This is a genomic window from Caballeronia sp. TF1N1, assembly GCF_022878925.1.
Classification (GTDB): domain Bacteria; phylum Pseudomonadota; class Gammaproteobacteria; order Burkholderiales; family Burkholderiaceae; genus Caballeronia.
The window spans coordinates 200116-224797 of the sequence record NZ_CP084628.1; the positions used below are offsets into that span (position 1 = coordinate 200116).

The 24682-nt window shown below is 61.9% G+C and carries 22 protein-coding genes; 9 read left to right on the forward strand and 13 right to left on the reverse strand.

The genetic code is table 11. From position 1 onward, the window contains the following. The first annotated feature begins 160 nt into the window (after nucleotides 1–160). Nucleotides 161–1309, forward strand: a complete 1149-nt coding sequence (locus LDZ28_RS21745) for a porin (RefSeq protein ID WP_244830578.1) — start codon at nucleotides 161–163, stop codon at nucleotides 1307–1309. A gap of 48 nt (nucleotides 1310–1357) precedes the next feature. On the opposite strand, the gene LDZ28_RS21750 is transcribed toward LDZ28_RS21745, so the two are convergent. From LDZ28_RS21750 to LDZ28_RS21770, 5 genes are all read right to left on the reverse strand, one after another. Further along, nucleotides 1358–2524 (reverse strand): MFS transporter, encoded by a 1167-nt coding sequence (locus LDZ28_RS21750; protein ID WP_244830580.1) that lies wholly within the window; start codon nucleotides 2522–2524, stop codon nucleotides 1358–1360. Further along, entirely contained in the window at nucleotides 2521–3339 is an 819-nt protein-coding gene (locus LDZ28_RS21755; protein WP_244830582.1) for a DeoR/GlpR family DNA-binding transcription regulator, read from the reverse strand. The genes LDZ28_RS21750 and LDZ28_RS21755 overlap by 4 nt, the downstream gene beginning before the upstream one ends. 21 nt (nucleotides 3340–3360) lie before the next feature. Beyond that, entirely contained in the window at nucleotides 3361–4716 is a 1356-nt protein-coding gene (locus tag LDZ28_RS21760) for an MFS transporter (protein WP_255784903.1), read from the reverse strand. A gap of 77 nt (nucleotides 4717–4793) precedes the next feature. Beyond that, complete coding sequence (locus tag LDZ28_RS21765) at nucleotides 4794–5645, reverse strand: sugar phosphate isomerase/epimerase (RefSeq protein WP_244830586.1); 852 nt, start codon at nucleotides 5643–5645, stop codon at nucleotides 4794–4796. Between the two features lie 23 nt (nucleotides 5646–5668). Then, nucleotides 5669–6556 (reverse strand): phytanoyl-CoA dioxygenase family protein, encoded by an 888-nt coding sequence (locus tag LDZ28_RS21770; protein WP_244830587.1) that lies wholly within the window; start codon nucleotides 6554–6556, stop codon nucleotides 5669–5671. Between the two features lie 229 nt (nucleotides 6557–6785). Between LDZ28_RS21770 and LDZ28_RS21775 the strand changes: the two genes are divergently transcribed. Next, nucleotides 6786–7808, forward strand: coding sequence for a LacI family DNA-binding transcriptional regulator (locus LDZ28_RS21775; RefSeq protein WP_244830588.1), 1023 nt, complete (start codon nucleotides 6786–6788; stop codon nucleotides 7806–7808). A gap of 25 nt (nucleotides 7809–7833) precedes the next feature. Here the strand turns inward: LDZ28_RS21775 and LDZ28_RS21780 are convergent, their stop codons facing one another. The 3 genes from LDZ28_RS21780 to LDZ28_RS21790 all read right to left on the reverse strand — a co-directional run bounded on the left by LDZ28_RS21780 (nucleotide 7834) and on the right by LDZ28_RS21790 (nucleotide 11096). Then, entirely contained in the window at nucleotides 7834–9369 is a 1536-nt protein-coding gene (locus tag LDZ28_RS21780) for an amino acid permease (protein ID WP_244830590.1), read from the reverse strand. A gap of 126 nt (nucleotides 9370–9495) precedes the next feature. Then, nucleotides 9496–10275: an SDR family NAD(P)-dependent oxidoreductase gene (locus tag LDZ28_RS21785; RefSeq protein ID WP_244830592.1), complete on the reverse strand. Its 780-nt coding sequence runs from the start codon at nucleotides 10273–10275 to the stop codon at nucleotides 9496–9498. Between the two features lie 179 nt (nucleotides 10276–10454). Further along, nucleotides 10455–11096, reverse strand: coding sequence for a glutathione S-transferase family protein (locus tag LDZ28_RS21790; protein ID WP_244830594.1), 642 nt, complete (start codon nucleotides 11094–11096; stop codon nucleotides 10455–10457). Nucleotides 11097–11353: 257 nt separating this feature from the next. On the opposite strand from LDZ28_RS21790, the gene LDZ28_RS21795 reads away from it, so the two are divergent. Beyond that, complete coding sequence (locus LDZ28_RS21795; RefSeq protein WP_244830596.1) at nucleotides 11354–11512, forward strand: hypothetical protein; 159 nt, start codon at nucleotides 11354–11356, stop codon at nucleotides 11510–11512. Between the two features lie 33 nt (nucleotides 11513–11545). Beyond that, nucleotides 11546–13819: a phosphocholine-specific phospholipase C gene (locus LDZ28_RS21800; RefSeq protein WP_244830598.1), complete on the forward strand. Its 2274-nt coding sequence runs from the start codon at nucleotides 11546–11548 to the stop codon at nucleotides 13817–13819. 54 nt (nucleotides 13820–13873) lie between these two features. Here LDZ28_RS21800 and LDZ28_RS21805 read toward each other — a convergent pair whose 3' ends face one another. From LDZ28_RS21805 to LDZ28_RS21820, 4 genes are all read right to left on the reverse strand, one after another. After that, the gene (locus LDZ28_RS21805) at nucleotides 13874–14206 is read right to left on the reverse strand and encodes a DUF3253 domain-containing protein (RefSeq protein WP_370652248.1); all 333 of its coding nucleotides are present in this window, start codon (nucleotides 14204–14206) and stop codon (nucleotides 13874–13876) included. Next, the gene (locus LDZ28_RS21810; RefSeq protein WP_244830606.1) at nucleotides 14152–15123 is read right to left on the reverse strand and encodes a shikimate dehydrogenase; all 972 of its coding nucleotides are present in this window, start codon (nucleotides 15121–15123) and stop codon (nucleotides 14152–14154) included. The genes LDZ28_RS21805 and LDZ28_RS21810 overlap by 55 nt, the downstream gene beginning before the upstream one ends. Further along, the gene (locus tag LDZ28_RS21815; RefSeq protein ID WP_244830608.1) at nucleotides 15120–15767 is read right to left on the reverse strand and encodes a glucose-6-phosphate isomerase; all 648 of its coding nucleotides are present in this window, start codon (nucleotides 15765–15767) and stop codon (nucleotides 15120–15122) included. The genes LDZ28_RS21810 and LDZ28_RS21815 overlap by 4 nt, the downstream gene beginning before the upstream one ends. Before the next feature lie 85 nt (nucleotides 15768–15852). Next, on the reverse strand, nucleotides 15853–16809 hold the full coding sequence (locus LDZ28_RS21820; protein ID WP_244830610.1) for an AraC family transcriptional regulator: 957 nt from the start codon (nucleotides 16807–16809) through the stop codon (nucleotides 15853–15855). Nucleotides 16810–16904: 95 nt separating this feature from the next. Here LDZ28_RS21820 and LDZ28_RS21825 point away from each other — a divergent pair, with 95 nt between their 5' ends. Further along, nucleotides 16905–18149 (forward strand): DUF1479 domain-containing protein, encoded by a 1245-nt coding sequence (locus LDZ28_RS21825; RefSeq protein ID WP_244830612.1) that lies wholly within the window; start codon nucleotides 16905–16907, stop codon nucleotides 18147–18149. Nucleotides 18150–18210: 61 nt separating this feature from the next. On the opposite strand, the gene LDZ28_RS21830 is transcribed toward LDZ28_RS21825, so the two are convergent. After that, nucleotides 18211–19332, reverse strand: coding sequence for a mandelate racemase/muconate lactonizing enzyme family protein (locus LDZ28_RS21830; RefSeq protein WP_244830614.1), 1122 nt, complete (start codon nucleotides 19330–19332; stop codon nucleotides 18211–18213). Between the two features lie 106 nt (nucleotides 19333–19438). Here LDZ28_RS21830 and LDZ28_RS21835 point away from each other — a divergent pair, with 106 nt between their 5' ends. From LDZ28_RS21835 to LDZ28_RS21850, 4 genes are all read left to right on the forward strand, one after another. Next, nucleotides 19439–20341, forward strand: coding sequence for a LysR substrate-binding domain-containing protein (locus LDZ28_RS21835; RefSeq protein WP_244830616.1), 903 nt, complete (start codon nucleotides 19439–19441; stop codon nucleotides 20339–20341). Between the two features lie 108 nt (nucleotides 20342–20449). Continuing rightward, complete coding sequence (locus LDZ28_RS21840; protein ID WP_244830618.1) at nucleotides 20450–22210, forward strand: IlvD/Edd family dehydratase; 1761 nt, start codon at nucleotides 20450–20452, stop codon at nucleotides 22208–22210. A gap of 176 nt (nucleotides 22211–22386) precedes the next feature. Next, nucleotides 22387–23334, forward strand: coding sequence for a dihydrodipicolinate synthase family protein (locus tag LDZ28_RS21845; protein WP_244830619.1), 948 nt, complete (start codon nucleotides 22387–22389; stop codon nucleotides 23332–23334). A 39-nt stretch (nucleotides 23335–23373) separates the two neighbouring features. Next, nucleotides 23374–24681, forward strand: a complete 1308-nt coding sequence (locus LDZ28_RS21850; RefSeq protein WP_244830621.1) for an MFS transporter — start codon at nucleotides 23374–23376, stop codon at nucleotides 24679–24681. The last annotated feature ends 1 nt before the right edge of the window (nucleotide 24682 follow it).

A 24682-nucleotide genomic window follows, 5' to 3' on the forward strand; every position in this document is an offset into this window, starting at 1 on the left:
AGTCCGCCAATATTTCGTCATTACGACAGCGCGCTCGACCGCGAGCCGAATCGGCGATATCGCAACATCTTCATCATGTGTTCAAGCGGCTATTTTGCATTTGACGATTCGGTCGCTAACCTCTCGACAGAGTCCCCGTCAACTCGTCCGGAGTTCAGGCATGAAAAAATCGCGAATCGCATGGATGCTGCCATTGCTGTTGATCAGCGCTGGCGCGCGGGCACAGAGCTCAGTCACGCTGTACGGCTTGATCGATGCAGGCCTGATGTACACGAATAACGTCGCCAAAGGGGGCTCGCAAGGCTCGCTTTGGCAGGCCACGAGCGGCAATATCAACGGCAGCCGCTGGGGACTGCGTGGCTCGGAAGATCTCGGCGGCGGATTGAAGGCCATCTTCGTGCTCGAGAACGGCTTCAACCTGCAGACCGGCCGCCTGGGCCAGAACGGACGCGAGTTCGGCCGTCAGGCATATGTGGGCCTTGCATCGAGCGACTATGGCGCGCTGACGCTGGGACGCCAGTACGATTCGCTCGTCGATTTCGTCGCGCCGCTGTCCGCAACCGCAGGCTCGTTCGGCGACACGGGCTTCGCGCATCCGTTCGATAACGACAACCTCAATCACTCGGTCCGCATGAGCAACGCGGTCAAGTACATGAGCAGTTCGTACGCCGGACTCAAATTCGGCGCACTGTACGCGTTCTCCAACAGCACCGACTTTTCGATGAACCGCGCCTACAGCGCGGGCGGCAGTTACAGCTACGGACCGTTCAACGTCGCGGTCGGCTATCTGCAGATCAATGGCTCGAACGGCGCGAACACGGCCGGAGCCATCGATGTCGCCGAATCGACCGCCAATGGCACCGGCGGCTTCGTGGTCGGTGCATCGCGCGAATGGGTGCTCGGCGCCGGCGCGAACTATGCGTACGGTCCGGCGCTCATAGGCTTCGTGTTCACGCGCAGCGTCTATCAAGGCACGACATCGTTCAACTCGGTGAACGGCGCGATGAGCTTCTATAATTACGAAGTGAACGCGAAGTATGCGCTGACGCCCGCGATCAGTCTTGGTATAGCCGATACTTATACCGACGGCCACGCCGCCAACAGCCGCACTTTCGGCGACGATCCGAAATACAACCAGGTCAATCTGCAAGCCATCTATTCGTTCTCCAAGCGCACGGACGTGTACGCCGAAGCGATGTATCAGCACGCAATCGGCGCGCAATACGTGGCCTTCATCAATACCTCGGGCGGCGCTTCGTCCACGGCCAACCAGGTGGTCGGAACGGTTGGGCTGCGGCATCGGTTCTGATTGGTTCGAGCGCTCGTCGGGATGCAGCCACGATAGCTGGCTGCATCTTTACCGAGCGTCGCTTTGCTTGGCCGTCACGGTCCGCGCGCATAACGGCACGAGACACAGCAAAACGACGACGACCCAGAAGGCGCCGGGAAGGCCCACTTGTCCCGCTATGAAGCCGATTCCCGCAGGCCCTGACAGAATCCCGGCGTAACCCACTATCGTCACCGCGGCTACCGCAAGCGCGGGTGGCATGAGCCGCTGCGTTCCGCTTCGACGATAAAGAATCGGGACCGTGTTCGATGCTCCAAGCCCCACCAGCACGAAGCCGCCCAGCGCAACGAAGGCGATGGGAACCGTGAGCAGAAGCACGAACCCGACGATGGTCAGCACGCCGCCCCAGAACATGACCGCGCGCTCGCCGAGCCGCTTGATGACGGCATCGCCGCATAAACGCCCGCCTGTCATTGCAATCGAAAAGAGGACGTATCCGAGCCCCGCTTCGTTCTTGCCGACGAGACCCGTGTCCGAGACGAGCAGCGCGCTCCAGTCGAGCACCGCGCCCTCGGCGAGGAACGTGATGGCAGCGAGAATGGCGAGCAACAGCACGATGCCGCGCGGCACGGCAAAGATAGGCCCGCCTTCGCTCTTTGCATAAGGCAGAAGTCTGGGCGTTGCGAGGACCAACGTTCCGAGCACGAGTGCCGAGCAAAGGAGGGTGCCCGCCAGCGTGCCGACATGCATCGACAGCAGGAACGTCATGAGACTCGATCCGGCGAACCCACCTACGCTGAACAGGGCATGGAACCCCGACATGAGCGGCCGTCCCGCGTCACGTTCGACTTCGACGGCATGAACGTTCATTGCCACTTCGAGCGAGCCTAGCGATGCACCGAACAAAAACAGCGCTATGCCTAATTCAGCCGGCGTATTGACGACCGTGAGAAACGGCAAGGTCAGGACGAGACCCACGCCTCCCGCCACGATCACCGGCTTGCTGCCGTAGCGCGCGGTGAGCATGCCCGCGAGAAGCATCGCCAGGACCGAGCCTAAGCCGATGCACAAAAGCAGCAGGCCGAGTGTGGTGTCGTCGACACCGAGCCTGCTCTTCGTGAACGGCACGAGAGGCGCCCACGACGCAATGCTGAAGCCGGCCACGAGAAACGCAAGACGTGTGGCAAGACGCGTTCCAGAGCGATTGGACGATACTCCCAGATTGGCCTCGCTCATGATTTTTCCACCGCAGTCATCACCGTTGGGCCGGACTTCGACAGCGCCGCGAGCACATCACCCGGTGCATCTTCCTCAATGATAAGGAAGTCGATTTCCTTCATGTTCGCCACGCTATAAGGCGCGCGCGCATGAAGTTTCGCGGTCGTGGCGAGCACGACCTTCTGCGCGCTTGCAGCGACGACCGCGCGTTTGAACGCAGCGTCGCTCAAGCCGAATGCGCCGATGCCGCGTGACGTCGATACCGCGCACGCGCCGATGAAGCACAGATCGAAGCTCATGCGCCTGACGAACTCCACCGAAGTGGGATCGACGCTGCCGCCTACGTGTTGATCGACCAAGCCGCCGGTCATGACGAGTTGCAGGTCCGTTCGTCGCAACATCGCAGCAGCGATATCGACGGAGTTCGTGACCACCGTGAGCTCGAAATCCGCAGGCAGGATGTTCGCGAGCGCGAGGTTGGTGCTGCCGCTGTCGAGGAACAGGAACTGGCCCCGCTGAATGAGGGACGCGGCCGTTTGCGCGAGGATGCGCTTGCGGTCGGCGTCCATGTCGATGCGCGCCGCCATGGGAAACGCAGCCGGCAAAACCGGCAGCGCGCCGCCGTATACGCGACGGCATTTGCCTTCGGACGCCAGCGCCCGAAGATCGCGGCGGATGGCGTCTTCCGATACGGCGAATTCGACGGCGAGATTAGCGGCGACGAGCGACTGGCCAGAAGACAGACGGCTGGCCAGTTCGTCGCGACGGGCGAGTGGGAGATCGGGGTTCATGCGTGCAGCATACCGTGCACGAACAAGAATGTAAACGTGCATGAACGTGCATTCCCCAACTCTTTATCTCGTAGCAAGCACCTCCGCGGCGACCTCTCGATGCGGCCGCGCGCAAAGTATCAGCACGCCGCCGAGCGCCCCGAAACACGCCAGGACCGAGAACGGATACTGAAAGTCACTGCCCTTCCCCGCGAGCATTCCGACGAGCGTGGGCCCGACGAAACCCCCGACGAGATTGCCGAACGCACCGATGACGGCAGTCGCGACGATCGCATCGGCGGCCGACAAAAGCTCGGTCACGTACGTGAAGATGAGCGGAAGGAACATTTCGAGGAAGAAGCCCATGGCGGTGAACAACGACATTCGCAACACGAGCGATGTCGCCGGCACGTTGGCCGCCGCGAGCAACAACACACTCGCAAGGATGATCGGCACGCCCGCATGCAGCCGCCGCTCCTGACGTGCATCCGAACTGCGCGTCGCCACTAGAATGCCGACGATGCACGCCGCCCATGGGCACGCCGAAAGCAAGCCGACTTCCACCGACCCCAGGTTCGGCGCCGCCGCGGCAATCGAACTCGGCAGCCACAGCATGAAGCCATAGACCACGAGGTTGATCATCGCGAAGCCGAATCCGAGGAACCACGTCGCCTTCAGCCCCAGGACACGACGGATGCCCGATTGCGATGAGACATCCACGAATTCGGCCTGCTCGTCGGCGAGCACGCGCGAGAGTCCGGCCTTCTGCTCGTTCGTGAGCCACTTGGCGGCCGTGATGTTCTTCGGAATGCTCGACCACCAGACCACTGCCCAAATCCACGCGGGCAAGCCTTCGATGATCATCATCGCGCGCCAGTCGTGATGCGCGAGCAGAAAGCCCGAGATCGGTCCGGCAAGCAGCGCGCCGAGCGGCGAACTGACAGTCCAGAAGCCGAAAGCCTTGCCCCGTTCGCGGCGCGTGAACCACGACGCCGTGAGACTCGAAGCGGATGCCCACACCGGCCCTTCCGCCACACCGAGCACGAGCCGCACCGCCATCAACTCGTTCATCGTGCGCACGAGCCCGGTGGCCATCGCCGCCGCGCCCCAGCAGATGAGACACACGAGCACGACCTTGCGTGCGCCGAAGCGCGACACGAGCCATCCGCCCGCCAGAAAAGTGATGACGTAGCCCCAGAAAAAGATGCCGCCGACAAGGCCGGCGTGGGTCGCATCCATGCCGAGATCGCGCCGGATCAACGGCAGCGCGAGGCCGATGTTGGTCCGGTCGAAATACGAAATGGTGTACATGAGAAAGATCACGAGCGTGATCCTGATCCAGCGAGCTGAACCCGATGACTCGGCTCTCTCGAGGGCTGCATCCTTCATCGCTTGTCTCCTTCGTCTCGTGTCTTCGAGACTTCTTCGGCTGCTTGTGATTGGGGCGGGCTTGTCTGCTGTCCTCGATGCGTTCGGGCATGACGCACTTCATCGCTTTCCTTTGTTCAAACTTTTGCTTATACCGGCGTTGCTTCCTCTCTTTCGAGCCGTGTCCACATGTCGGCGACCAGGCCCTTGAGCAACTGCGCTTCTTCCCAACGATCCGATAACTCGTAGCCATTTCTATCGGTCATCGCGTATTCCTTCGGGCCGAGTTCGCAGAGAAACGTGAGCACGGCATCGCTTTCCGCACGCTTTCGCCAGCTGCGAAAACCGTATTCCCACCAGCCGAGGAATAGATCGAGCCATTCCTTGTGATGCGCAAAGCTAATCTGCACCTGTATCTGCTCGCGGCTTGCCACGCGTCCATGGAAGCCCCAGCAGTTGTCCAGAATGCGATGCATGAGCCGATGGTTGTCATCCGATACCGGCCACGCGAACTCGCGTCCCACGAGGTAATGCGAGATGTCGCCGGTCAGACGCAGGTCAGGAAAGCAATCGAGCAGACGCAGCGTGAATAGCAAATCCGTCGTCATGCGGTCGCGATGCGTTTCGATATGAACCGCGATGCCCGCATCGTGCGCAAGCCGGCGCCATCCTTCGATAAGCGGAATGCACTCCTCGATCGAGTACGGCCGCACGTCCGGCTGAAGATTGATGTGATCGGCACCGAGCGCCTGCACGTGCTCGATGATCGGCTTCAGGTCATCCACGGTTTGCGGATAACACTGCGCCTGCCACGTCATGCCGTATTCCTTCAGCGTGTGCGTGACGCGGCTCGCATACGCGTAGTCGAAGAAGCGCACGCCCACGCCGTCGAAGCCGGCATCGCGGATCATGCGCAACTGCTCGTCGAGCGGCCACTCATGTCCGTCCGGGCGGCGTCGTTCCATGGCCCATAGCGACTGATACACCTTGAGTTGCTGCATGCGGTTTCCTTTCCGACGCCGCGCTACATCGCCTCTGCTGTCGTGGCGAAGAAGCGATTCTTGAGCGATGTCTGGTTCTCGTAGATCGAGCCTTGCTTCGGCGCGGGCGGCAGCGGCAGGATGACCGGAACGTTCTCCATGCGCGGCACGATAGTCGGCTCGCCCGCGATGATCCGCTCGTTGAACTCCGCGAGACTCTTGTCCTGCGTGGGACCGCCGATAAGCGGCCAGGCATCGACGGCGGCAATCTCATACAGCAACAAGCGGCGCGGCCGGTTCGACGTGTTTTCCGCGGAACCGTGAATTGCGCGCGCATGATGAATCGAGAACGATCCCGCCTTGCCCGTGCACGGCACTGCCTTGCTGAAGTCGACGTTGGACGTCGTCGGGTCCATCGCGCCGCAAAAATAGCCGTCCGTGTGATGACTATGAATCTCGCTCTTGTGGCTATCCGGAATGATCAGCAGCGGGCCGTTTTCCAGTTCGCAATCGTCGAGCATCACGCCGACAGCGAGCACGTCCTGATTCGTGTGCGGGTAAAACGCCCAGTCCTGATGCCATTCAACCGGGTCGCCGACATGCGCTTCCTTCAGGTTCAGCTTGGTGTTGCGCACGCGCAGATTTGGCCCCAGAAGACTCGTCAGCGCGGCAATCAGCTTGGGATGCTTGAGCGCTTCCATGAACACCGGATCGACCTTGATCGGGTCCTTGATGCGCCGCACGCGCGGCTTTTGCGCGGTATGCGAGGGCGCGAGATCGAATACATCGTTCGATGCCGTGAGCACGCGAGACTGCTCGACGAGTTCATCCGTGACGCGCCGCATGCGCGCCACGAGGTCATCGCTGAAAACGTCGGTGACGACTACGTATCCTTCCTTGGCGTATTGCTCTACTTGCTCGTTCGTAAGCACTTTCATCTCCTGAAAGAACGGACCTGCCTTTTGGGAGCGCTCCCATTTGCTAGCGGCGACGCGGCGCCTTGGCAAAGTCATTGCACTGCATCATGCTCGGTTCGCAACCTGCTATGTGCGCGCTCCCATTCAAGGTAAAGTGGAATTGTCGGAGTGTCAAGCAGCGGTCTTCCCTGATCGACCCTTCGCGCACGAAACACAGATCACCAACGAAACGAAACGAAGCACCATGAAAACAAGCGCCACCGCGTCCGAACCCACCTTGCCCCGGCCCACCATGGAAGACGTCGCTCGCGAGGCGAAGGTCGGGCGCATGACCGTTTCGCGCGCGTTGAATCAGCCCGAGCTCGTATCGCCCGAATCGTTGGCGGCGGTGCAGGCCGCCATCGAAAGACTCGGTTACGTGCAGAACCTGAATGCAGGAAGCCTGGCGTCGAACCGGTCGAAGATCATCGGCGCGGTCATTCCGACTATCGAGAACGCGTTCTTTTCGGACACCATCAGCGGGCTGTCGCAAGCGCTGGCCGACAAGGGCTATCAGTTGCTGCTCGGTCAATGCCGTTACGACGCAGCCGAGGAAGTGCGGCTCATCGATGCCTTCGTCGGGCGACGCGTCGACGGCATCATGCTTATACGCACATCGACGCCGGCGGAAGTGGACAAGCGCATTCGCCGTTGCGGCGTTCCGGTGATCGAGGCATGGGACACGTCCAACGATCAGATCGACATGCGTATCGGTTTCTCGCATCGCGATGCCGGTGCTGCGGTGGCGCGCTATCTCGCAAGCAAGGGACGACGCAATCTCGGTTTTCTCGGCAGCATGGATGTCCGTTCGACCGGCCGCTTGCAGGGCTTTCGGGCGGGCGCGAAGCAGTCGGGGCTTCACAAGATCGAGGCCATCACGCTCGACCGGCCAATGGGCATCAACGACGCGCCCGAGATCTTCGACAGGCTGCTCGAACGCCGCCCGGACCTAGACGCCGTGTTCTGTTCCAGCGACATGCTCGCCGCGGGCGTGCTGTTCGAGTGTCAGCGGCGCGGCATACGCGTGCCGGAAGACGTCGCCATCATGGGCTTCGTGGACTTGCCCATCGCGGCGGCGACGCATCCGGGCATCACGACGATCCGCGTTCCATCGCTTGAAATCGGCAAGCTGGCGGGCGACATGCTGCTCGATTATCTCGAAGGCAAGCGCCCCGCGAATCCGCGTATCGACCTGGGCTTTACCATTGTCGAGCGAGGCAGCGCATGAAGCGGGACATGACGGGCATGCAGCACTATCGCACTGTCTGATCGACGTCGGCTTCGAGCTTGCCGATGCGCGCCATATCCGCATCCGACTTCATCGACGGCGGACCCGCAAAGGTCTTGCGCACCCCGAAGCCGTACCAGATGACGAGCAACGCGATCACGAATCCAACAAGCACGTACAGCACTTTTTCGTTCGGCGGCTGAATGCCGACATACGCGAGCACGCACGCGCCGACCGTCGCCAGCAACGCGAGCGGCTTGGACCAGAGGCCGAGCTGGAACGGTCCCTTCTCGGTCCAGCCATGGCCTTCGGCGAACATGCCGAGCGCAATCGGCATCGCGTAGGAAATGTACAGGAAGACCGCGCTGCCGGCGCTGAGCACGGAGAAGGCATCGCCATACAGCGTGATGAGAATGGCGAGTATGGCGCAAGTCCAGATCGCCGCGCCCGGCGTGCGATGCTTCGGGCTCACGTGACGCAAAAACTTCGAGCCGGGCAGCCCGCCATCGCGCGCGAACGCGTACATCATGCGCGAGGTGGACATGATGGCCGCAAGCCCGCAGACATAGTTGATGAAGAACATCGCGAGTTCGAGACACACGCGCAACGTCGTCGGAATCGGCGCGAGAATGGCTTCGAAGAAACCGGTGCCCTGTTTCATGCCCGCCGTGAGATCCGGCATGACGAGCACGAAGGTGCAGACCATGACGTAGCCAAAGACCGCCGACCAGAACACCGAGCCGATGATCCCTTTCGGCACGTTGCGCGCGGCATCGTGCGTTTCCTCGGACGTGTGCGCGGAAGCGTCGAAGCCGGTGATGGTGTACGTCACGAGCAGCAAGCCCGCGAGAAACGCGAGCGGCGTCGATTGCTTCGGCCACGCGCCGCCATCGACGCCCGTGAAGTTGGTGAACGTGACGAGCCGATGCAGATCGAGCGGCACGGACGAGTAATAGAGCAGCGCCACGACCAGAACGATGGTGACGACGAAGATGAGATAGCCCGAGAGATCGGTGATCTTGCTGGCGATCTTGATCCCGCGTGCATTGAGCAGCGCCTGCGACAACGTGATGATCGCGAGGAACGCGGTCTGGTGCCACCACGTCAGGCTTTCGGGCGCAACGCCGAACATCGGCGCGATCAGCGTCTTGAAGAACGGATCGTAGGTGCCGAAGTTGATCGCGCTGATGACGAAGATCAGACCAATCAGGTTGAGCCATGCCGTGAGCCATCCCAACTGCTTGCCGCCGAGGATCGAGCCCCAGTGATACAGCCCGCCCGCTGTGGGAAACGCGGACGCGATCTGCGCCATCGACACCGCGACGATCAACGCGAACAACGCGCCAAGCGGCCACCCGAGCCCGACGGACGCGCCGCCCGTCGCCGAAAGCGCCAGCTGGAAAGCGGTGATGCCGCCCGACAGGATGCAGATGATCGAGAACGAGACCGCGAAGTTCGAGAAGCCGTTCATGCGCCGGGACAACTCCTGCGCATAACCCATCTTGTGCAACAGGCTCACGTCGCTGTCGCTGCTTGCTTCAGACTGGTGCTTTGCGTTCATATTCACTCCGTCACGAATGCCTGCCGGGAAGGAACCAGAATTCGACGTCCGTATTGCCTGTCACGCTGACGCGCGACGCGCAACAGGCACGGTAAGTAGCCAAATTTCGAAGCGCTACCGGATTCTTTACACGGCGGAGAAGCCGTTATCCACGAAGAGATGCGTTCCGTTGACGAAGCTCGCTTCGTCGGATGCCAGAAACAGCGCCGCAGCAGCGACTTCGGACGGCTCGCAAAGCCTGCCCTGCTGAAGCGCGATGGCGGCCTCAGTGGCATCGACACCCATTGCCTGCAGGTCGCGAAGCTCGCGCATGCCGTGCGGCGTGCGAATGAATCCAGGCGCCACGGCGTTGCAGCGAATGCCCCGATCGCGGTATTCGACGGCTATCGCGCGGGCGAACATGTGGCATGCGCCCTTGGTCGCGTCGTAGAGCACTTCGCCGGGCGTGGCGTAGACCGCCGAGATCGACGAGGTGCACACAATGCTGCCCTTGCCCTTTTCGAGCATCTGCGGCAGGACAGCCTGCGTCATGAGGAACATGCTTTTGACGTTCACGCCCATCAGCCAGTCCCATTCCGATTCCTCTATTTCGAGGAACGGTTTGACGATCAGCGTGCCGGCGTGATTGAAGAGGATGTCCGCGTTGCCATATTGCTCTTTCGCGGCTGCGACGGCTTTCTGGACATCGGCTTGACAGGAGACGTCCGCACCCAGACCTAGCGCTTCGAATCCCGCTTCGTTGAGCCGGGAAGCGAGCGCAATGGCGGCATCCACGTCCCGGTCGATGATGGCGACCTTCGCGCCCTGTTGCGCGAACAGTTCCGATGCCGCCGCGCCGCATCCACCCGCGCCGCCGCTGATGATCGCCACCTTGCCGGCGAGGCGGCCGTCGTTTCTGGAAACCATATCGTTGTCCTCGGTAACGTTGAGCTGCGTCCGACAGAGGGGTCGCTCCGTGCATCGACGTTACTGCGCCAAAATGCGATCTACTACTAGATTTTCGGCGCAGCGGACTTCGGGCGAGGCCGCGCAACGGGGAACGACAACGCCGGAACCGGCCTGCGCCCGGCGTTTCATCGATGTCCCTAGGTAAGCATCGGCGTCAGGTCGGGATCGCCCTTCTTCATCGCTCGCCGATACGCCGGGCGTTCGCCGATTCGTTGCAGATATGTCCGTATGTTGGGATACGGTGAAAGGTCCAGCGGCTGAAAAATACGCATGGTGGTCAACGAAAATACGCTCATGATGTCGGCGGCCGTGAAGTCGCTACCCGCGAGATAGTCCGCCTGTCCCAGCCGATCTTCGATGAGCGCCAGCACTTTATCGAGCCGTCCCTGCACGGCGGTTTGCACCGGATGATCCGGCGGCAAACCGGCGCGGCCGATCATCATCGAGCGTCCCATGACCGGCTGCAGGTTGCCGTTCGCGAAGTGAAACCAGTAGAGATAGGACGCGAAGTCGGGATGATCCGGCGCGTGCTGCAATCTGCCGTCGTCATGGCGCGCGAGAATGAACTCGACGATAGCCGCGGACTCGGCGAGCAACATGCCATCGACTTCGATGAGCGGCGCCGCGCCCAGCGGATGCAACGCGACGAGTTCGGGCGGTGACAGCATGGTGCGTGCATCGCGCGTGTACTTGACGAGCTCGTATGGAACATCGAGCTCCTCGCACAGCCAGACGATACGCTCGGATTGCGAGTGCCCGAGGTGATGGATTTTCAGCATGAGTGAGTTTCCTTGAGTACGAGTGAAGTCGAAGCGCGATGAACCTGGCGTGCAGCGCAAGCAGCGAGCCTGGCGCCCGCCGTCCGAAAGGCATCAAGCCTACCGAATTTCGAACGACTTTCTTGAACCTTCATATTTCTGCCAAAAATTACCTTTACATTTCCGTCAGAAATTAGGCGCCTGCTTACGAACATGGAATGTCCGGCCGGAAAATTCCATCCAGTTTCTCACTCGTTCTTTTTCTGATGACGACAACCATGCCCCACCTGACTGCGCTCGGCAGACCGTCGCTGGCAAGCGCGCTGATTTGCATCGCGCTTACGCTCGCCGCTTGCGGAGGAGACGACAAGTCGGCAACGCCCGCCTCGACCAACGCGTCGTCCTGCAAGATCAGCCACTGCGCGCCGGCTCCCTGAGTCGCATTCCCACATCAAAAACTCATCAATGGCATGACATTCAGTCCATCTAAACGAAGTTTCATCAAGACGTCGCTTGGCACCGCCGCTTCCGCCGCCGTGCTTTCGACGTTCCCGCCTGCTATTCGGCGCGCGCTCGCCATCGACGCGAACAATGTCACCGGCACGATCAGGGACGTTCAGCACGTCGTGTTGCTGATGCTGGAAAACCGCTCGTTCGACAGCTATTTCGGCACTTTCAAGGGCGTGCGCGGTTATGGCGACCGCTTTGCCATTCCCTCGCCGAACGGCGCAAACGTCTTCTATCAGAACTACACGAGTTCCGGCTCGACGAGCACGCTGATTCCCTATCATCTCGACGAGTCGAAAGGCAACGCACTGCGCGCGGGCAGCACACCGCATACGTGGTCCGACTCGCAGGCCGCATGGGACAACGGCCGCATGGCCGCATGGCCGACCGCGAAGAAGCCCTTGTCGATGGGCTATTACGAAACGGTCGAAGTGCCCTTTCATCGCGCGCTCGCGGACGCCTTCACGCTGTGCGATTCGTATCACTGCGGCATGCACACCGGCACGATTGCAAACCGTCTCTTCTACTGGACCGGCACGAACGGTCCCAACGGTTTGAGTCCGTCGACCAACGCGCCGGTCAAGGTGGCCGCATTGAACAACGAGTTCAATGGCGGCAATGACATTGGCTCGTCGTCAACCGGCTGGACCTGGACGACCTATGCGGACCGTCTGCAAAACGCGGGCGTGAGCTGGAAGGTGTATCAAAGCCTCATCGACAATTTCGGCTGCAACGAGATGATGAGCTTTCGCCACTGGCGCACCGCAATCGAGCAGATGCCCGCCGCACGGCGACCGGTGTACGTGGCGAACACGGACATCACGCAACCCGTGACGGCGGCGGGCGCGTTCTACGATTCATCGATCGACGACGCCCTGAGTCCGCTCGCGAAAGGCTTCGGAAACACCATGCCACAGGGCTTTCTCGAAACGTTTCGCGACGACATCCAGAAGGGCACGCTGCCTGCCGTATCGTGGATCATCCCGCCGTCCGTATATAGCGAGCATCCCGGTCCGTCGAGTCCCACGCAAGGCGGCTGGTACGTGCAGGAAGTGCTCGATGCGCTGACCGCGAACCCGGATGTGTGGAGCAAGACCGTGCTGCTCGTCAATTACGACGAGAACGATGGCTTCTTCGATCACCTTCCGCCGCCGAGCGCGCCGTCGCACGCAAGCGATGGCACGCTTGCGGGTGCGAGCACCTTGTCCGACACCGACATGGCGGTGGAATATCACAACTTCGCGCCGGCAACGAGCAATCAGCCGAAGACCGACGGACGACCTTACGGCCCCGGCCCGCGCGTGCCGATGTGGGTGATTTCGCCGTGGAGCCGTGGCGGCTTTGTGAACTCGCAGGTCTTCGATCACACCTCGACGCTCATGTTCCTCGAAAAGCGCTTCGGCGTGACCGAACCGCAGATCAGCAGCTATCGGCGTGCGATTTGCGGCGACCTAACCTCGTGCTTCAACTTCGTCAATCCGAACGATGCCGCGCTGCCGACGCTCTCCGGGCGCACGACGAAGGACTCGGCCGATGCGCTCGCCAAGTCGCAGGCGGCGGCATCCGCGATCCAGGCGCAGTCCGTGACGGCGAGTTCGCCGTTGCCCGCGCAGGCTACCGGTACACGTCCGTCGCGCGCCTTGCCTTACGAGCTGCACACGACCGCGCATGTGAACGCCAACGCAAGCACGGTCGCGCTCGAATTCGCGAATGGCAGCACGAACAACGCGGGCGCGGTGTTTCATGTGTACGACAGAAACCATCTCGAACTCGTGCCGCGCCGCTTCGTCGTGGAGGCCGGCAAGTCGCTGACGGGAACGTGGACCGTGCCTGCCAGCGATGCGGGGCGATACGATCTGTGGGTGCTTGGACCCAATGGTTACCACCGCGAGTTTGCGGGCAATCTGAAGGAAGTGAGCGCATCCGCGAATGCCGAGATTCAGGTTTGCTATCAGCCGTGCGATACGTCGCTCGTCAGCGTGAAGCTCTACAACCGCGGCAATCAGTCGTGCACGTTCACGACGGCAGCGCTGGCCTATCTCACGAATGGTCCGTGGGTCACGACGGTGGCTGCGAATTCGGTGGTCGAAGTGACCTGGCCAATTGCCGATAGCGGCAACTGGTACGACTTCATGGTCACGTGCAGCGGTCTGAACGCGTTCAAGCGACGCTTCGCGGGACGTGTGGAGAATGGCAAGGACCTCGTTTCCGATCCGGCCATGGGGATGGCTTCTTAACGTGCATGAGCGGGTCCGTGTCGTCTCGACGATGACGCGGACCGCTTACGCTCTTTATGCCGATACCGGAAAAGCCGGCCCGCGCCGCAAGCGAATGGGCCCTTGACCCATTGCATCGGGGTCCAGCGTAACGCCCCCTTGTGTGATCAGCACTTTGCCTTCACGCGCCATTTGCGCGGCTACGTCCCTGACCGAAGGCATCAGCGCGCGCCATCCATCTTCGTCGCTCACTAGATTGCGTGCCACATCCGATGGACAAATGGAAGAAGTCGCCGCACGTCCGCCAAGCAAATCCAGCGCGCAATTTTCGATGTCCCGCGTAGATACGCTCATCACGCAACCGGGCGCGCAGGCGCCGGCTTGCCCGCTTCCGCCGCGATCCGGCATAGCTCATCGAACGCAGGTCCACGCGACGGAATCTCGACATGGAACACTTCGGCCATCACGCGTGTCCAGCCGTAGATGAAGTAAGTCCACCCGTCTTCTATCTGCAATTGCTTTTGAAGCGCCTGCGCACGCGCCTGTTCGAGAAAGACCAGATCGCCGCGGTAATTCAGCTCCCAAACCACGGCGCGTTCCGGGAACACGGCTGCGTCGCTGAGCGGCGAACCTGGCGCGTCCTTGCCAAGTCCCGTCGCATTGATCACCAACGCGCCCGGCGACATTCGCGCGAGCACCGCGTCATTGTCCTTTGCGTCCTGCACGAGCACGTACTCGCATGCAACGCCAGCGCCGACCTCTCGATGAATCCGCTCGATCTCCTCGAGCCGCGCCGCGGAACGGTCCGATACGATCACCTTCGACGGCCGATTCGCGCCACGGCCTGGTTGCATCAGATGCCATGTCATCGCAATGGTCGAGCCGCCCGCGCCCATCGAGAACGCTTCCGCGCCCGTCGTTGCGAAATGCTGTTGGGGCAGGAAGCCATCGAGCGCGAAGCCGGAAGTGATCGGGTCCTTGGCGTGACAGACGAACTTGCCATTGCGCTTGGAGAGGCAACTCGTTTCGCTCATCATGAGCGCGTGAGGATCGATCTCATCGAAGAGATCGCGGCATGCAGCGTACAAGTCGATCTTGTGCGTGGTGACGAGCGCGCCAACCGACAAGGGATCGTCACGCAAGAACTCGACGGCTTCGCGATACGCATTCGCCGACGAATGCGGCTCGAAATCGATACCCTTCATCTCGACATTGCCGAGCCCGAGATGTCTTGCCCATGCGGGAAACACGCGCATGATCGAACTTTGCGCGGTCGTCACGCCGATGAAGTAAAACGTCGGCCGTTGCGCGGCTTGGTAACTCATCGCGCCGCTCCTTCGGCACGCGTGCCGCGCGCGATCAGCGCTTCCACGTCGGCTTGCGAACGCTCGCGATACGCAGGATTCGCTTCGCTGCGCCAGCCGCCCTGACCGTCATCGACGATACGCAAGCGCATGCCGCCCGCTTGTTCGATGATCGCGTAGTCCTGCCCCGAATCCGCCGGATAGCAGAACAGCATCACGAAGTCTTCCGCGCCCGTGTTGACGGAACGATGAATCCAGCGCGGCGGCACGTAGCACACGGTATGCGCGTGTATTTCGACGATGCGTGTCTCTCCGTCCGGCGACTCCATCGACATGAGCCCGTCGCCCTTCAGACCAAAATACAACTCCGGCCGGTCGATGTTCGCGTGAATATGCCCGCGCGTCATGAAGTATTCGCGGCCGACCTTCCCTGGCGACATGCGCGTGACGCCGGTGATGAGGTCGCCCGGCTGATCGCTTGGGCGATGATCGGTCACGTCGTACACGACATCCTTGCCGCGAGCGGAAGCCAGCGCGTCGAAGGCGGCTGCATCGGCGTACAAGCCGGCGAGATCGTCGAGGCGCTTCTGGTAGCGCGTGCCCGTGCCTTCCATCAGCCCGGTATTCAGGTTCACATCGAATGAGCGCGGTTCAGGCCATTGCATGAGCCATCTCCAAGGAAGGTTGGAAAAGCGGAAGGGTCAATGCTAACTTAAGTGGCGTCATGCGTGACCGTGACGCATGACGCCGTCACGCAATCGACTTCGGCAAGCGCGGATTGCGCTGCAACGAAGGCGAGCGCTCGGTGATACGCGGCCCGGCGTGCGCCTCGGCAACATCACCGGCTGCGAATTGTCTTCGATAAGCGACGGGCGTGAGGTCCTTCATCGCCTTGAATTGCCGGTTGAAGTTGGCGACATTCGGAAACCCGGAGCGCGCCGCGACGACGGACACCGGCGCGGACGTATGCGCGAGCATGCGGCAGGCATGTCCGATTCTGACCCGCGCGATGTATCGTCCGACGCTCTCGCCCATGTGCTGCTCGAAGTAGCGCGCAAGCGAACGTTCCGACACGTTGGCCGCCTCGCAAAGCTCGGAAAGACGCAGCGGTTCGGCAAAGCGCGAGTCGATCATCGAGAGTACGCGGTTGATGCGTTCCGGTTCGTGACCCGAAGGACCGTCCGTACGCTCACTGAACGCAGCAGGCGATGCAAGCGGTCGACCAGGCGCTTCCGCCAGCGAACAAAGCACGTTCAGCGCGGCGGCCAGGCGTTCGCGAGGCGCGTTGCAAAGCAGCTTGTCGAGTTGCGTGCGCATCGCGGCGCCGACTTCCTCACCGAACGCCAGTCCGCACGCTGCTCGGCGCAAGAGGTCGCGCAAGGGTGTGTATTCGGGGCAGACATCCGCGAGCCGCCGCGCCCATTCGCCACTGAACCAGATCACGATGGCGACCTGAGGCACGCTCGAATCGATCGAACGGTTCGACGCCCACGTATGCGGGAGATTCGGTGGCACGAGCACCAGATCCGCGTCGGAATAACCCTCGATCGAATCGCCGATATAACGCTTGCCGTGGCTGTTGAGCGTGAGCGTCAACTCGTATTCGGGATGATGGTGCCATTCGAAAGGAATGCGCGGCAGACGCCGGTGGTAAACCCTCACCGAACATTCATCACCGAATTCGACGTGTTCGTATGCGGGTTTCATGGCAGAAGACGCGAAGAAGTTGTCCGGATGGTATCACTTCTGCAGGCGTGATCGGCCTATTCTGCCGGTATGGCAAAACCCATACGGAGACAACCATGGCACTTGAAATCGACGATTTGCCGGCAACCATCCGGCAAGCCAAACGAGCGCTTCGCAAGCGGCTGCCGAACTATCGCGAAGTCTTCGCCGAAGTGGAAGAAGCAATCCGCGCCGAGGCCAGCGAGATTGCCGAGCGACGTAATCGCGGCGAGAACGTCATTCCTGAAGTCCAGTTCTCCGAGATCGCGCAGCAGCGCGTGAGCGCGGAGCAGATCGCACTCATCAAGTCGCGTGGTGCGTGCGTGATCCGCAATGTGTTCGAAGCATCGATCGTCGAACAATGGGACCGCGATATCGCGGAGTATGTCGAGCGCAACGACCTCGATACGCGACTGCAGAACCGCGCCGAGGACAAATACTTCGGCCAGCTCGCCTCGAGCAAGCCGCAGATTTACGGCGTGTACTGGTCGAAGCCGCAGGTGCTGGCACGGCAGGCGCCTTCCTTGACTGCGGCGCGCTTGTTCCTCAACCGCTTGTGGCGCGTCGAGAGCGAAGGCCGCGTTCATTTCGATCCCGAGCGCGTGCCGGTGTATGCCGACCGCATGCGCCGACGTCCGCCCGGCTCCGAGTCGTTGGGTCTGTCCGCGCATTGCGACGGCGGCTCGGTCGAACGATGGATCGAAGCAAATTTCCGCAAGGTGTACCGGCATGTGTTCGACGGCAACTGGCGTCAATATGACCCATTCGACGCCGCGTTCCGGCCGGATGTCGAGGAGATCGCGTCGCCCGCGGTGTGCTCCATGTTCCGCACGTTTCAAGGATGGACCGCGCTCACGCCGCAAGGTCCGGGCGACGGCACGTTGCAGCTCGTGCCGATTGCGAACTCGATGGCGTATATCCTGTTGCGCGCCCTTCAGGACGATGTCGCCGACGACGACCTGTGCGGCGCCATGCCCGGCCGCGCGCTTTCCATCAAGCCCGAATTTCATGCACCGCTTTTCGAAGCGTTGTCTTCGATCCCGCACATGCAGGCGGGCGACACCGTCTTCTGGCACAGCGACGTGATCCACGCCGTGGAAGACGCGCATCGCGGCGCGGGCTACAGCAACGTGATGTATATCGCTTCGGCGCCTGCGTGCGCCAAGAACGACGAATATCTCAAGCGCCAATTGCCCGCTTTCCTCGAAGGCAGAAGCCCGCCCGACTTTCCCGCCGATCACTTCGAGGTCGACTTCGTCGGACGCGCCACGATGCAAGACCTGACGCCGCTCGGCAAAGCGCAACTCGGGTTCGATCTTTAAAGCTCATGAGTCGTCGATAACACGGGCGCACGCCATCGCAACCAGGACCGAATAAAAGCCTTCAAATCCGCTTCCACTGCCCGTACTTCGCCACCTGCGATTCATCGAAGGAGAAACCGAGACCCGGCGCGTCGTGCAGCTTGACGCGCCCGTTCTCATGCGACAACTGGCGGTCCACCAGACGGCGGAAGTTGAGCACCTGATCGTCCCAGAAATATTCGACGTAGCGCGCGTTCGGCGTGGCAGCAACGAGCGGCGCGTGCAGGTCGTGGAACCAGTGCGGACACATCACGACGCCATGACTTGCCGCCGTCGCCGCGATCTTGCGCCATTCAGTAATGCCGCCGCACACGGCCGCATCCGATTGCAGAATCGCGGCCGCGCCCTGGTCGAGCAATTCCTTGTGATACCAGCGGCCATAGCCGATCTCGCCCGTCGCCACTGGAATGCGCGTGGCTTTCGCAAGCCTCGCGTGATTGTCGACATCGTCTGGCGAAAAGGGCTCTTCGATGAAGTACGGATCGTATTGCTCGATGCGGCGCACATGCTGCAAGGCCTGCGTGAGATCGGTCCAGCCGTTGTTCATGTCGATCATCAGTTCGACGTCGGGCCCGACGGCTTCGCGTGCCGCTTTTACGCGCCGCTCCTCTTCCTGCGGCGACAAACGCCCGCCTTTCATCTTCACCGCCCGAAAACCCATCTCCACATAGCCGGCCATTTCCTCGCCGAGCTTTTCTGGTGTCTTGCCGTCGAGATAGTAGCCACCGCTCGCGTACGCCGGCACGCTTTCGAGCTCGTTCGCGCCGAGATATTTGTGCAAGGCCACGCCATGCGTGCGCGCGTTGAGATCCCACAGCGCGACATCGAGAATGGACAGCGCACGCATCACGGTGCCCGCGCGTCCTTGCAACAGCGCTTCGTTATACATCGTCTGCCAGAGTCCTTCCACAGCGTACGAGTCGCGGCCGATCAGCACCGGCGCGAGCAACTGCTCCACCGCCACGGTCAGCAATTCGCCCGCTGCGCTGCCGATATAGCAAAAGCCGATGCCTTCGACGCCATCGGTGGAGCGCACCTTGACGAGGCCGTAATGACGCGTGGACACCGTGCGCGTCGAAAAGGACGTGACGCGATCGAGCGGCACCGCGGCCGCGCATACGGCGATGGATTCGATGATAGGCATGGCTGTCTCCCTGTATTGTCGTCAAGAACCGCAAGAACGAGTCTGATGACATGCGCGCCGCAGAAGAAGTATCCTTTGGCTTCTTCAAACCCAAAATTTTTTATCGATGGACTCGCGCTATCTACAGAGCTTCGTGTTCGTCGTCGAACTGGGTTCGATCGCGGAAGCCGCGCGCAGGCTCGATCTGACGCCCGCCGCCGTCGCGCAACGCGTCAAGATGCTGGAAGCCGAACTCGGCGCCACGCTCGTGCGTCGCTCGGGCCGCACGGTGGGCGCGACGGAAGCCGGCGAGCGCATTCTCGCGCGGGCGCGAGCGGTGCTGCACGACATTCGCGACTTGCGTTCGGACATCGAGGACACGGATCAATTAGGCGGTCAACTGCGTCTTGGCGGCATGGCGACGATGATGGGCAGCCTCATTCCCGACGCGCTCGCGGTACTGCTCGGTCATCATCCGCAGATGGACTTCTACCTGGAGCCGGGCACGTCGCTCGATCTTTATCGCAAGGTGACGGCAGGCGATCTCGATGCCGCCGTGATCGCGCAACCGCTTTTCAATCTCCCGAAAAGCTGCGACTGGCATACGTTTCGCACGGAGCCGCTCGTGCTTCTGACGCCCGCCGCGATGAACGTCAACGACGTCCACGCCACCTTGCTTTCAGAACCCTTCATTCGCTACGACCGTAACGTGGTCGGCGGCCAACTCGCGGATGCGTATTTACGGCAGCAAGGCATCAAGCCGAATCAGCGCTGCGAACTCGATGGCCTCGCGGCCATCGCCACGCTGGTCGATCGCGGGCTGGGCGTCTCGCTCGTGCCGGACTGGGCGCCGCACGAGTATCCGGGCATTTCCGTGCGCAAGTGGGCGCTGCCCAATGCCGCGCCCAAGCGTCTCGTCGGCTTGTTATGGGGACGTTCATGCGCGCGCATCCGGCTCGTGCAGGCGTTTCTCGGTGCGGCGGACTCTATCGAACGGACGCGGCACGGGTCGGGCAAACCGAAGCAATAGTCACGTCCGGAAGCAAGAAGTTCTATGGTTTGAAGCAAGCGCGAACGTGTCGCGGCAACGCAAGCCAGCCGCGATAATGCGGACACACCTACAGGAGACGCCAGCAACATGAGCGACACATTCAAGAAAAAGTCCGGCGCTGAACAAGACCCGCAACCCGGCGGCCTGCGCAAATCGCTGACGAGCTACGGCGACAGCGGCTTCTCGCTCTTTCTACGCAAGGCTTTCATCAAGGGCGCGGGCTATACGGACAGCGCGCTCGACCGGCCGGTGATCGGCATTGTCAACACAGGCAGCGCGTATAACCCGTGTCATGGCAACGCGCCGCAGCTGATCGAGGCCGTCAAGCGCGGCGTCATGCTCGCGGGCGGCCTGCCAATGGACTTCCCGACCATCTCCATTGCCGAATCGTTCTCGCAGCCCACCAGCATGTATCTGCGCAACCTCATGTCGATCGACACCGAGGAGATGATTCGCGCGCAGCCCATGGACGCCGTCGTGCTGATCGGTGGATGCGACAAGACCGTGCCCGCGCAACTGATGGGCGCGGCATCGGCGAATATCCCGGCGATACAGCTCATCACCGGTTCCATGCTGACGGGCGCGCATCGCGGCGAGCGCGTGGGCGCATGCACCGATTGCCGCCGCTATTGGGGACGTTTTCGCGCGGAGGAGATCGACGAGACGGAAGTCGCGGCGGTCAACAACCAGCTCGTCGCGAGCGTGGGCACGTGTTCGGTGATGGGCACGGCAAGCACCATGGCGTGTATTGCCGAAGCGCTCGGCATGACCGTTCCGGGCGGCGCCGCGCCGCCCGCGGTGACATCGGACCGCATGCGCGTCGCCGAAATGACCGGCACGCAAGCCGTGCGGATGGCGAAGGACGACCTCACCATCGACAAGATCCTCACCGCCGATGCCTTCGAGAACGCCATGCGCGTGCTGCTGGCTATCGGCGGTTCGACCAATGGCATCGTGCATCTGACCGCCATTGCCGGACGCATGGGCTACGACGTCGATCTGAAAGCGCTCGACCGCATGGGCCGCGAGACGCCCGTGCTGCTCGATCTGAAGCCGTCCGGCTCGCATTACATGGAGGATTTTCATAAGGCGGGCGGCATGGCCACGCTGCTGCGCGAACTCAAGCCGCTTCTCAATCTGAACGCGCTGACCGTCACGGGCCGCACGCTCGGCGAGGAGATCGAAGCGGCGGGTCCGGCCTTCGTGCAGGATGTCGTGCGCTCGTTCGACAAGCCGATCTATCCGCAAGGCGGTATTGCCGTCCTCGAAGGCAATCTCGCGCCGGGCGGCGCGATCATCAAGCAGTCGGCGGCGAACGCCGAACTCATGGAGCACGAGGGCCGCGCGGTGGTGTTCGAGAACGGCGCGGACTTGGCCACGCGCATCGATTCCGCCGATCTCGACGTCAACGCCGATGACATTCTGGTGCTCAAGAACATCGGTCCGAAGGGCGCGCCCGGCATGCCGGAAGCCGGGTACATTCCGATCCCGCGCAAGCTCGCGACGGCGGGCGTCAAGGACATGGTGCGCATCTCCGATGGCCGCATGAGCGGCACCGCATTCGGCACGATCGTGCTGCACGTGACGCCCGAATCGGCGATCGGCGGGCCGCTTGCGCACGTGCAGACGGGCGACCGCATTCGCCTGTCCGTGTCGAAGCGCGAGATCAGCCTGCTCATCAGCGACGAGGAACTCGCTGCGCGTGCGGCCCGACATCCCGTGACGATACCGACAGCGGAGCGTGGATACCGCAAGCTGTTTCTCGATACGGTGACGCAAGCGGATAAAGGCGTCGACTTCGATTTCTTGCGCGCGACGGAGAAGCGCGGCACGACGCCAAGAAGCTAGACGCGTCATGCTGAAGCACGCCAGGGCCGCTTTCGAGCGGCCTTTTTGCGTTCACGGGAAACGTCCGCATAAGACACAAGAATTTTTTGTCTTTGAAGCAAGCGCACCCTTGTTCTTCCATATCCAACCCACGGCGATACTGGCGCGAACCTCGAACGACACCGGAGACGCTTGCCATGACTACATCAAAGACCTTTCAGGGCGCGCTGTCGCCCGTTCTCACGCCATTCGACGATAACGGCGCGCCATCGGCCGAGCGTCTGATTCGCCACTGCCGCGCGTTGCTCGACGACGATGTCGGGCTGGCCGTGTTCGGCACGAATTCCGAGGCCAACTCCATGTCCGTCGCGGAGAAGCGCGGACTGCTCGATGCGCTCATCGGCGCAGGCCTGCCCGCTGCACGCATGATGCCTGGCACCGGCGCGTGTGCGTTGCCGGACACCATCGAACTCACACGCCATGCGGTAGCGAACGGCTGTGGCGGCGTGCTGATGCTGCCGCCGTTCTACTACAAGGGCGTGAGCGACGAAGGCCTGTTCCGCGCATACGCCACCGTGATAGACGCTGTCGCCGATGCGCGTCTGAAGATTTATCTCTATCACATTCCGCCGGTCGCGCAGGTGCCGTTGAGCCTTGCGCTCATCGAACGCTTGCTGAAGGCGTATCCGGGCACCATTGCGGGCATCAAGGACAGCTCGGGCGACTGGAACAACACGTCGGCCGTCATCGATGCTTTCGCGTCCACGGGCTTCGAAGTCTTCGCGGGCAGCGAGACGTTCCCGTTGCGCACGTTGCAAGCGGGCGGCGCGGGTTGCATCACCGCGACGGGCAACGTGAATGCAGCGGCCATCGGCAAGCTCGCGCGCGAATGGCGCGCCGTCGATGCGCCCGCACAGCAACGCCGCCTAGACGAAACGCGCGCGGTGTTCCAGCGCTTCCCAATGATCGCCGCGATGAAAGCGGCCATTGCATGGCAATCCGGCGATGAAGGCTGGGCGAATTTGCGCCCGCCGCTCGTCGAACTCGATGGCACGCAACGCGTGCAGCTTGAAAACGCGCTGGACGCCATCGGCTTTTCCATTCCGCATGCCGATCAGCTCGGCGTTCGCGAACCCGCGCACTGAACCGCCGTACAACCATACGAATAAAAACGGAGACAAATCTTGTACGACAGCCCTTCACTTCCCGCATCGATAGCAACCGACGACGCCGACTCCATCTTTCGCCGCGTTGCGCTGCGCTTCATGCCGCTCTTGTTCGTCAGCTACGTGGTCGCTTATCTGGATCGCGTCAACGTCGGCTTCGCCAAGCTGCAGATGCTGAACTCGTTGCATCTGAGCGAAGCCGTGTACGGCCTCGGTGCGGGGTTGTTCTTCGTTGGCTACTTTTTTTTCGAGGTACCGAGCAACCTTCTGCTGCATCGCATCGGCGCGCGGCGCTGGATCGCGCGGATCATGATTACCTGGGCCGCGTTATCGATGGCCACTGCTTGGGTCTCCACGCCCATGCAGTTCTACGCCGTGCGGTTTCTGCTCGGTGTTGCGGAAGCGGGCTTCTTTCCGGGCATGGTGCTGTATCTGACGTACTGGTTCCCGTCGCATCGGCGCGGCAAGATGATTGCGCTCCTGATGGCGGGCAATCCGGTGTCGGGGCTTATCGGCGGACCGGCGTCCGGCTGGATCATGCATTCGATGAGCGGCGTGGGTGGCTTCGAGGGTTGGCAGTGGCTCTTCATCATCGAAGCGGTGCCGTCCATCGTGCTCGGCTTCGTGATCCTGAAGCATCTCGATGACCGCGTCGCCGACGCCACCTGGCTCTCCGAACCCGAAAAGCGCGTGATCCTCGATGAAATCGCCGCCGATACCGCCACGCAAACGCACGGCTCGGTGCGCGCGGTGTTCACGTCGGCGCGCGTGTATTTAATGTGTCTGATCCTCTTCGGCATTGTCATGGGTTCGTACGCAATCGGCTTCTGGCAGCCGACCATCCTGCGTTCGACGGGTATAGAAGACGCGTTCATCATCGGCGTTCTGACGATGATTCCGTACTCCGTTGCCCTCGTCGCGATGATCCTCACCGGCAAGCACGCCGACCGCACACGCGAGCGGCGCTGGCACGTCGCGCTGCCCGCGCTCATTGCCGGAGCGGGCTTCGTGCTGTGCGCGCTCTTCGGCGCGTCATCGGCGATCTCGGTGGCCGGCCTCACACTCGCGACTGCGGGCGTCATCACCGCGCTGCCGATGTTCTGGGCGCTGCCGACGGCGTTTCTCGGCGGCACGGGCGCGGCGGCGGGCATCGCGCTCATCAACTGCACGGGCAATCTTGCCGGATTCGTAAGCCCGGCCGTGATCGGCTGGCTCAAATCGATCACGCATTCGCTTTCGTCGGGACTGTTCGTGGTTGCGGCTTCGCTTGCGTTGTCCGCGTTGCTGATCTTCGTCTTCGTGCCGGCGAAGCTCGTCAACAAGTAAG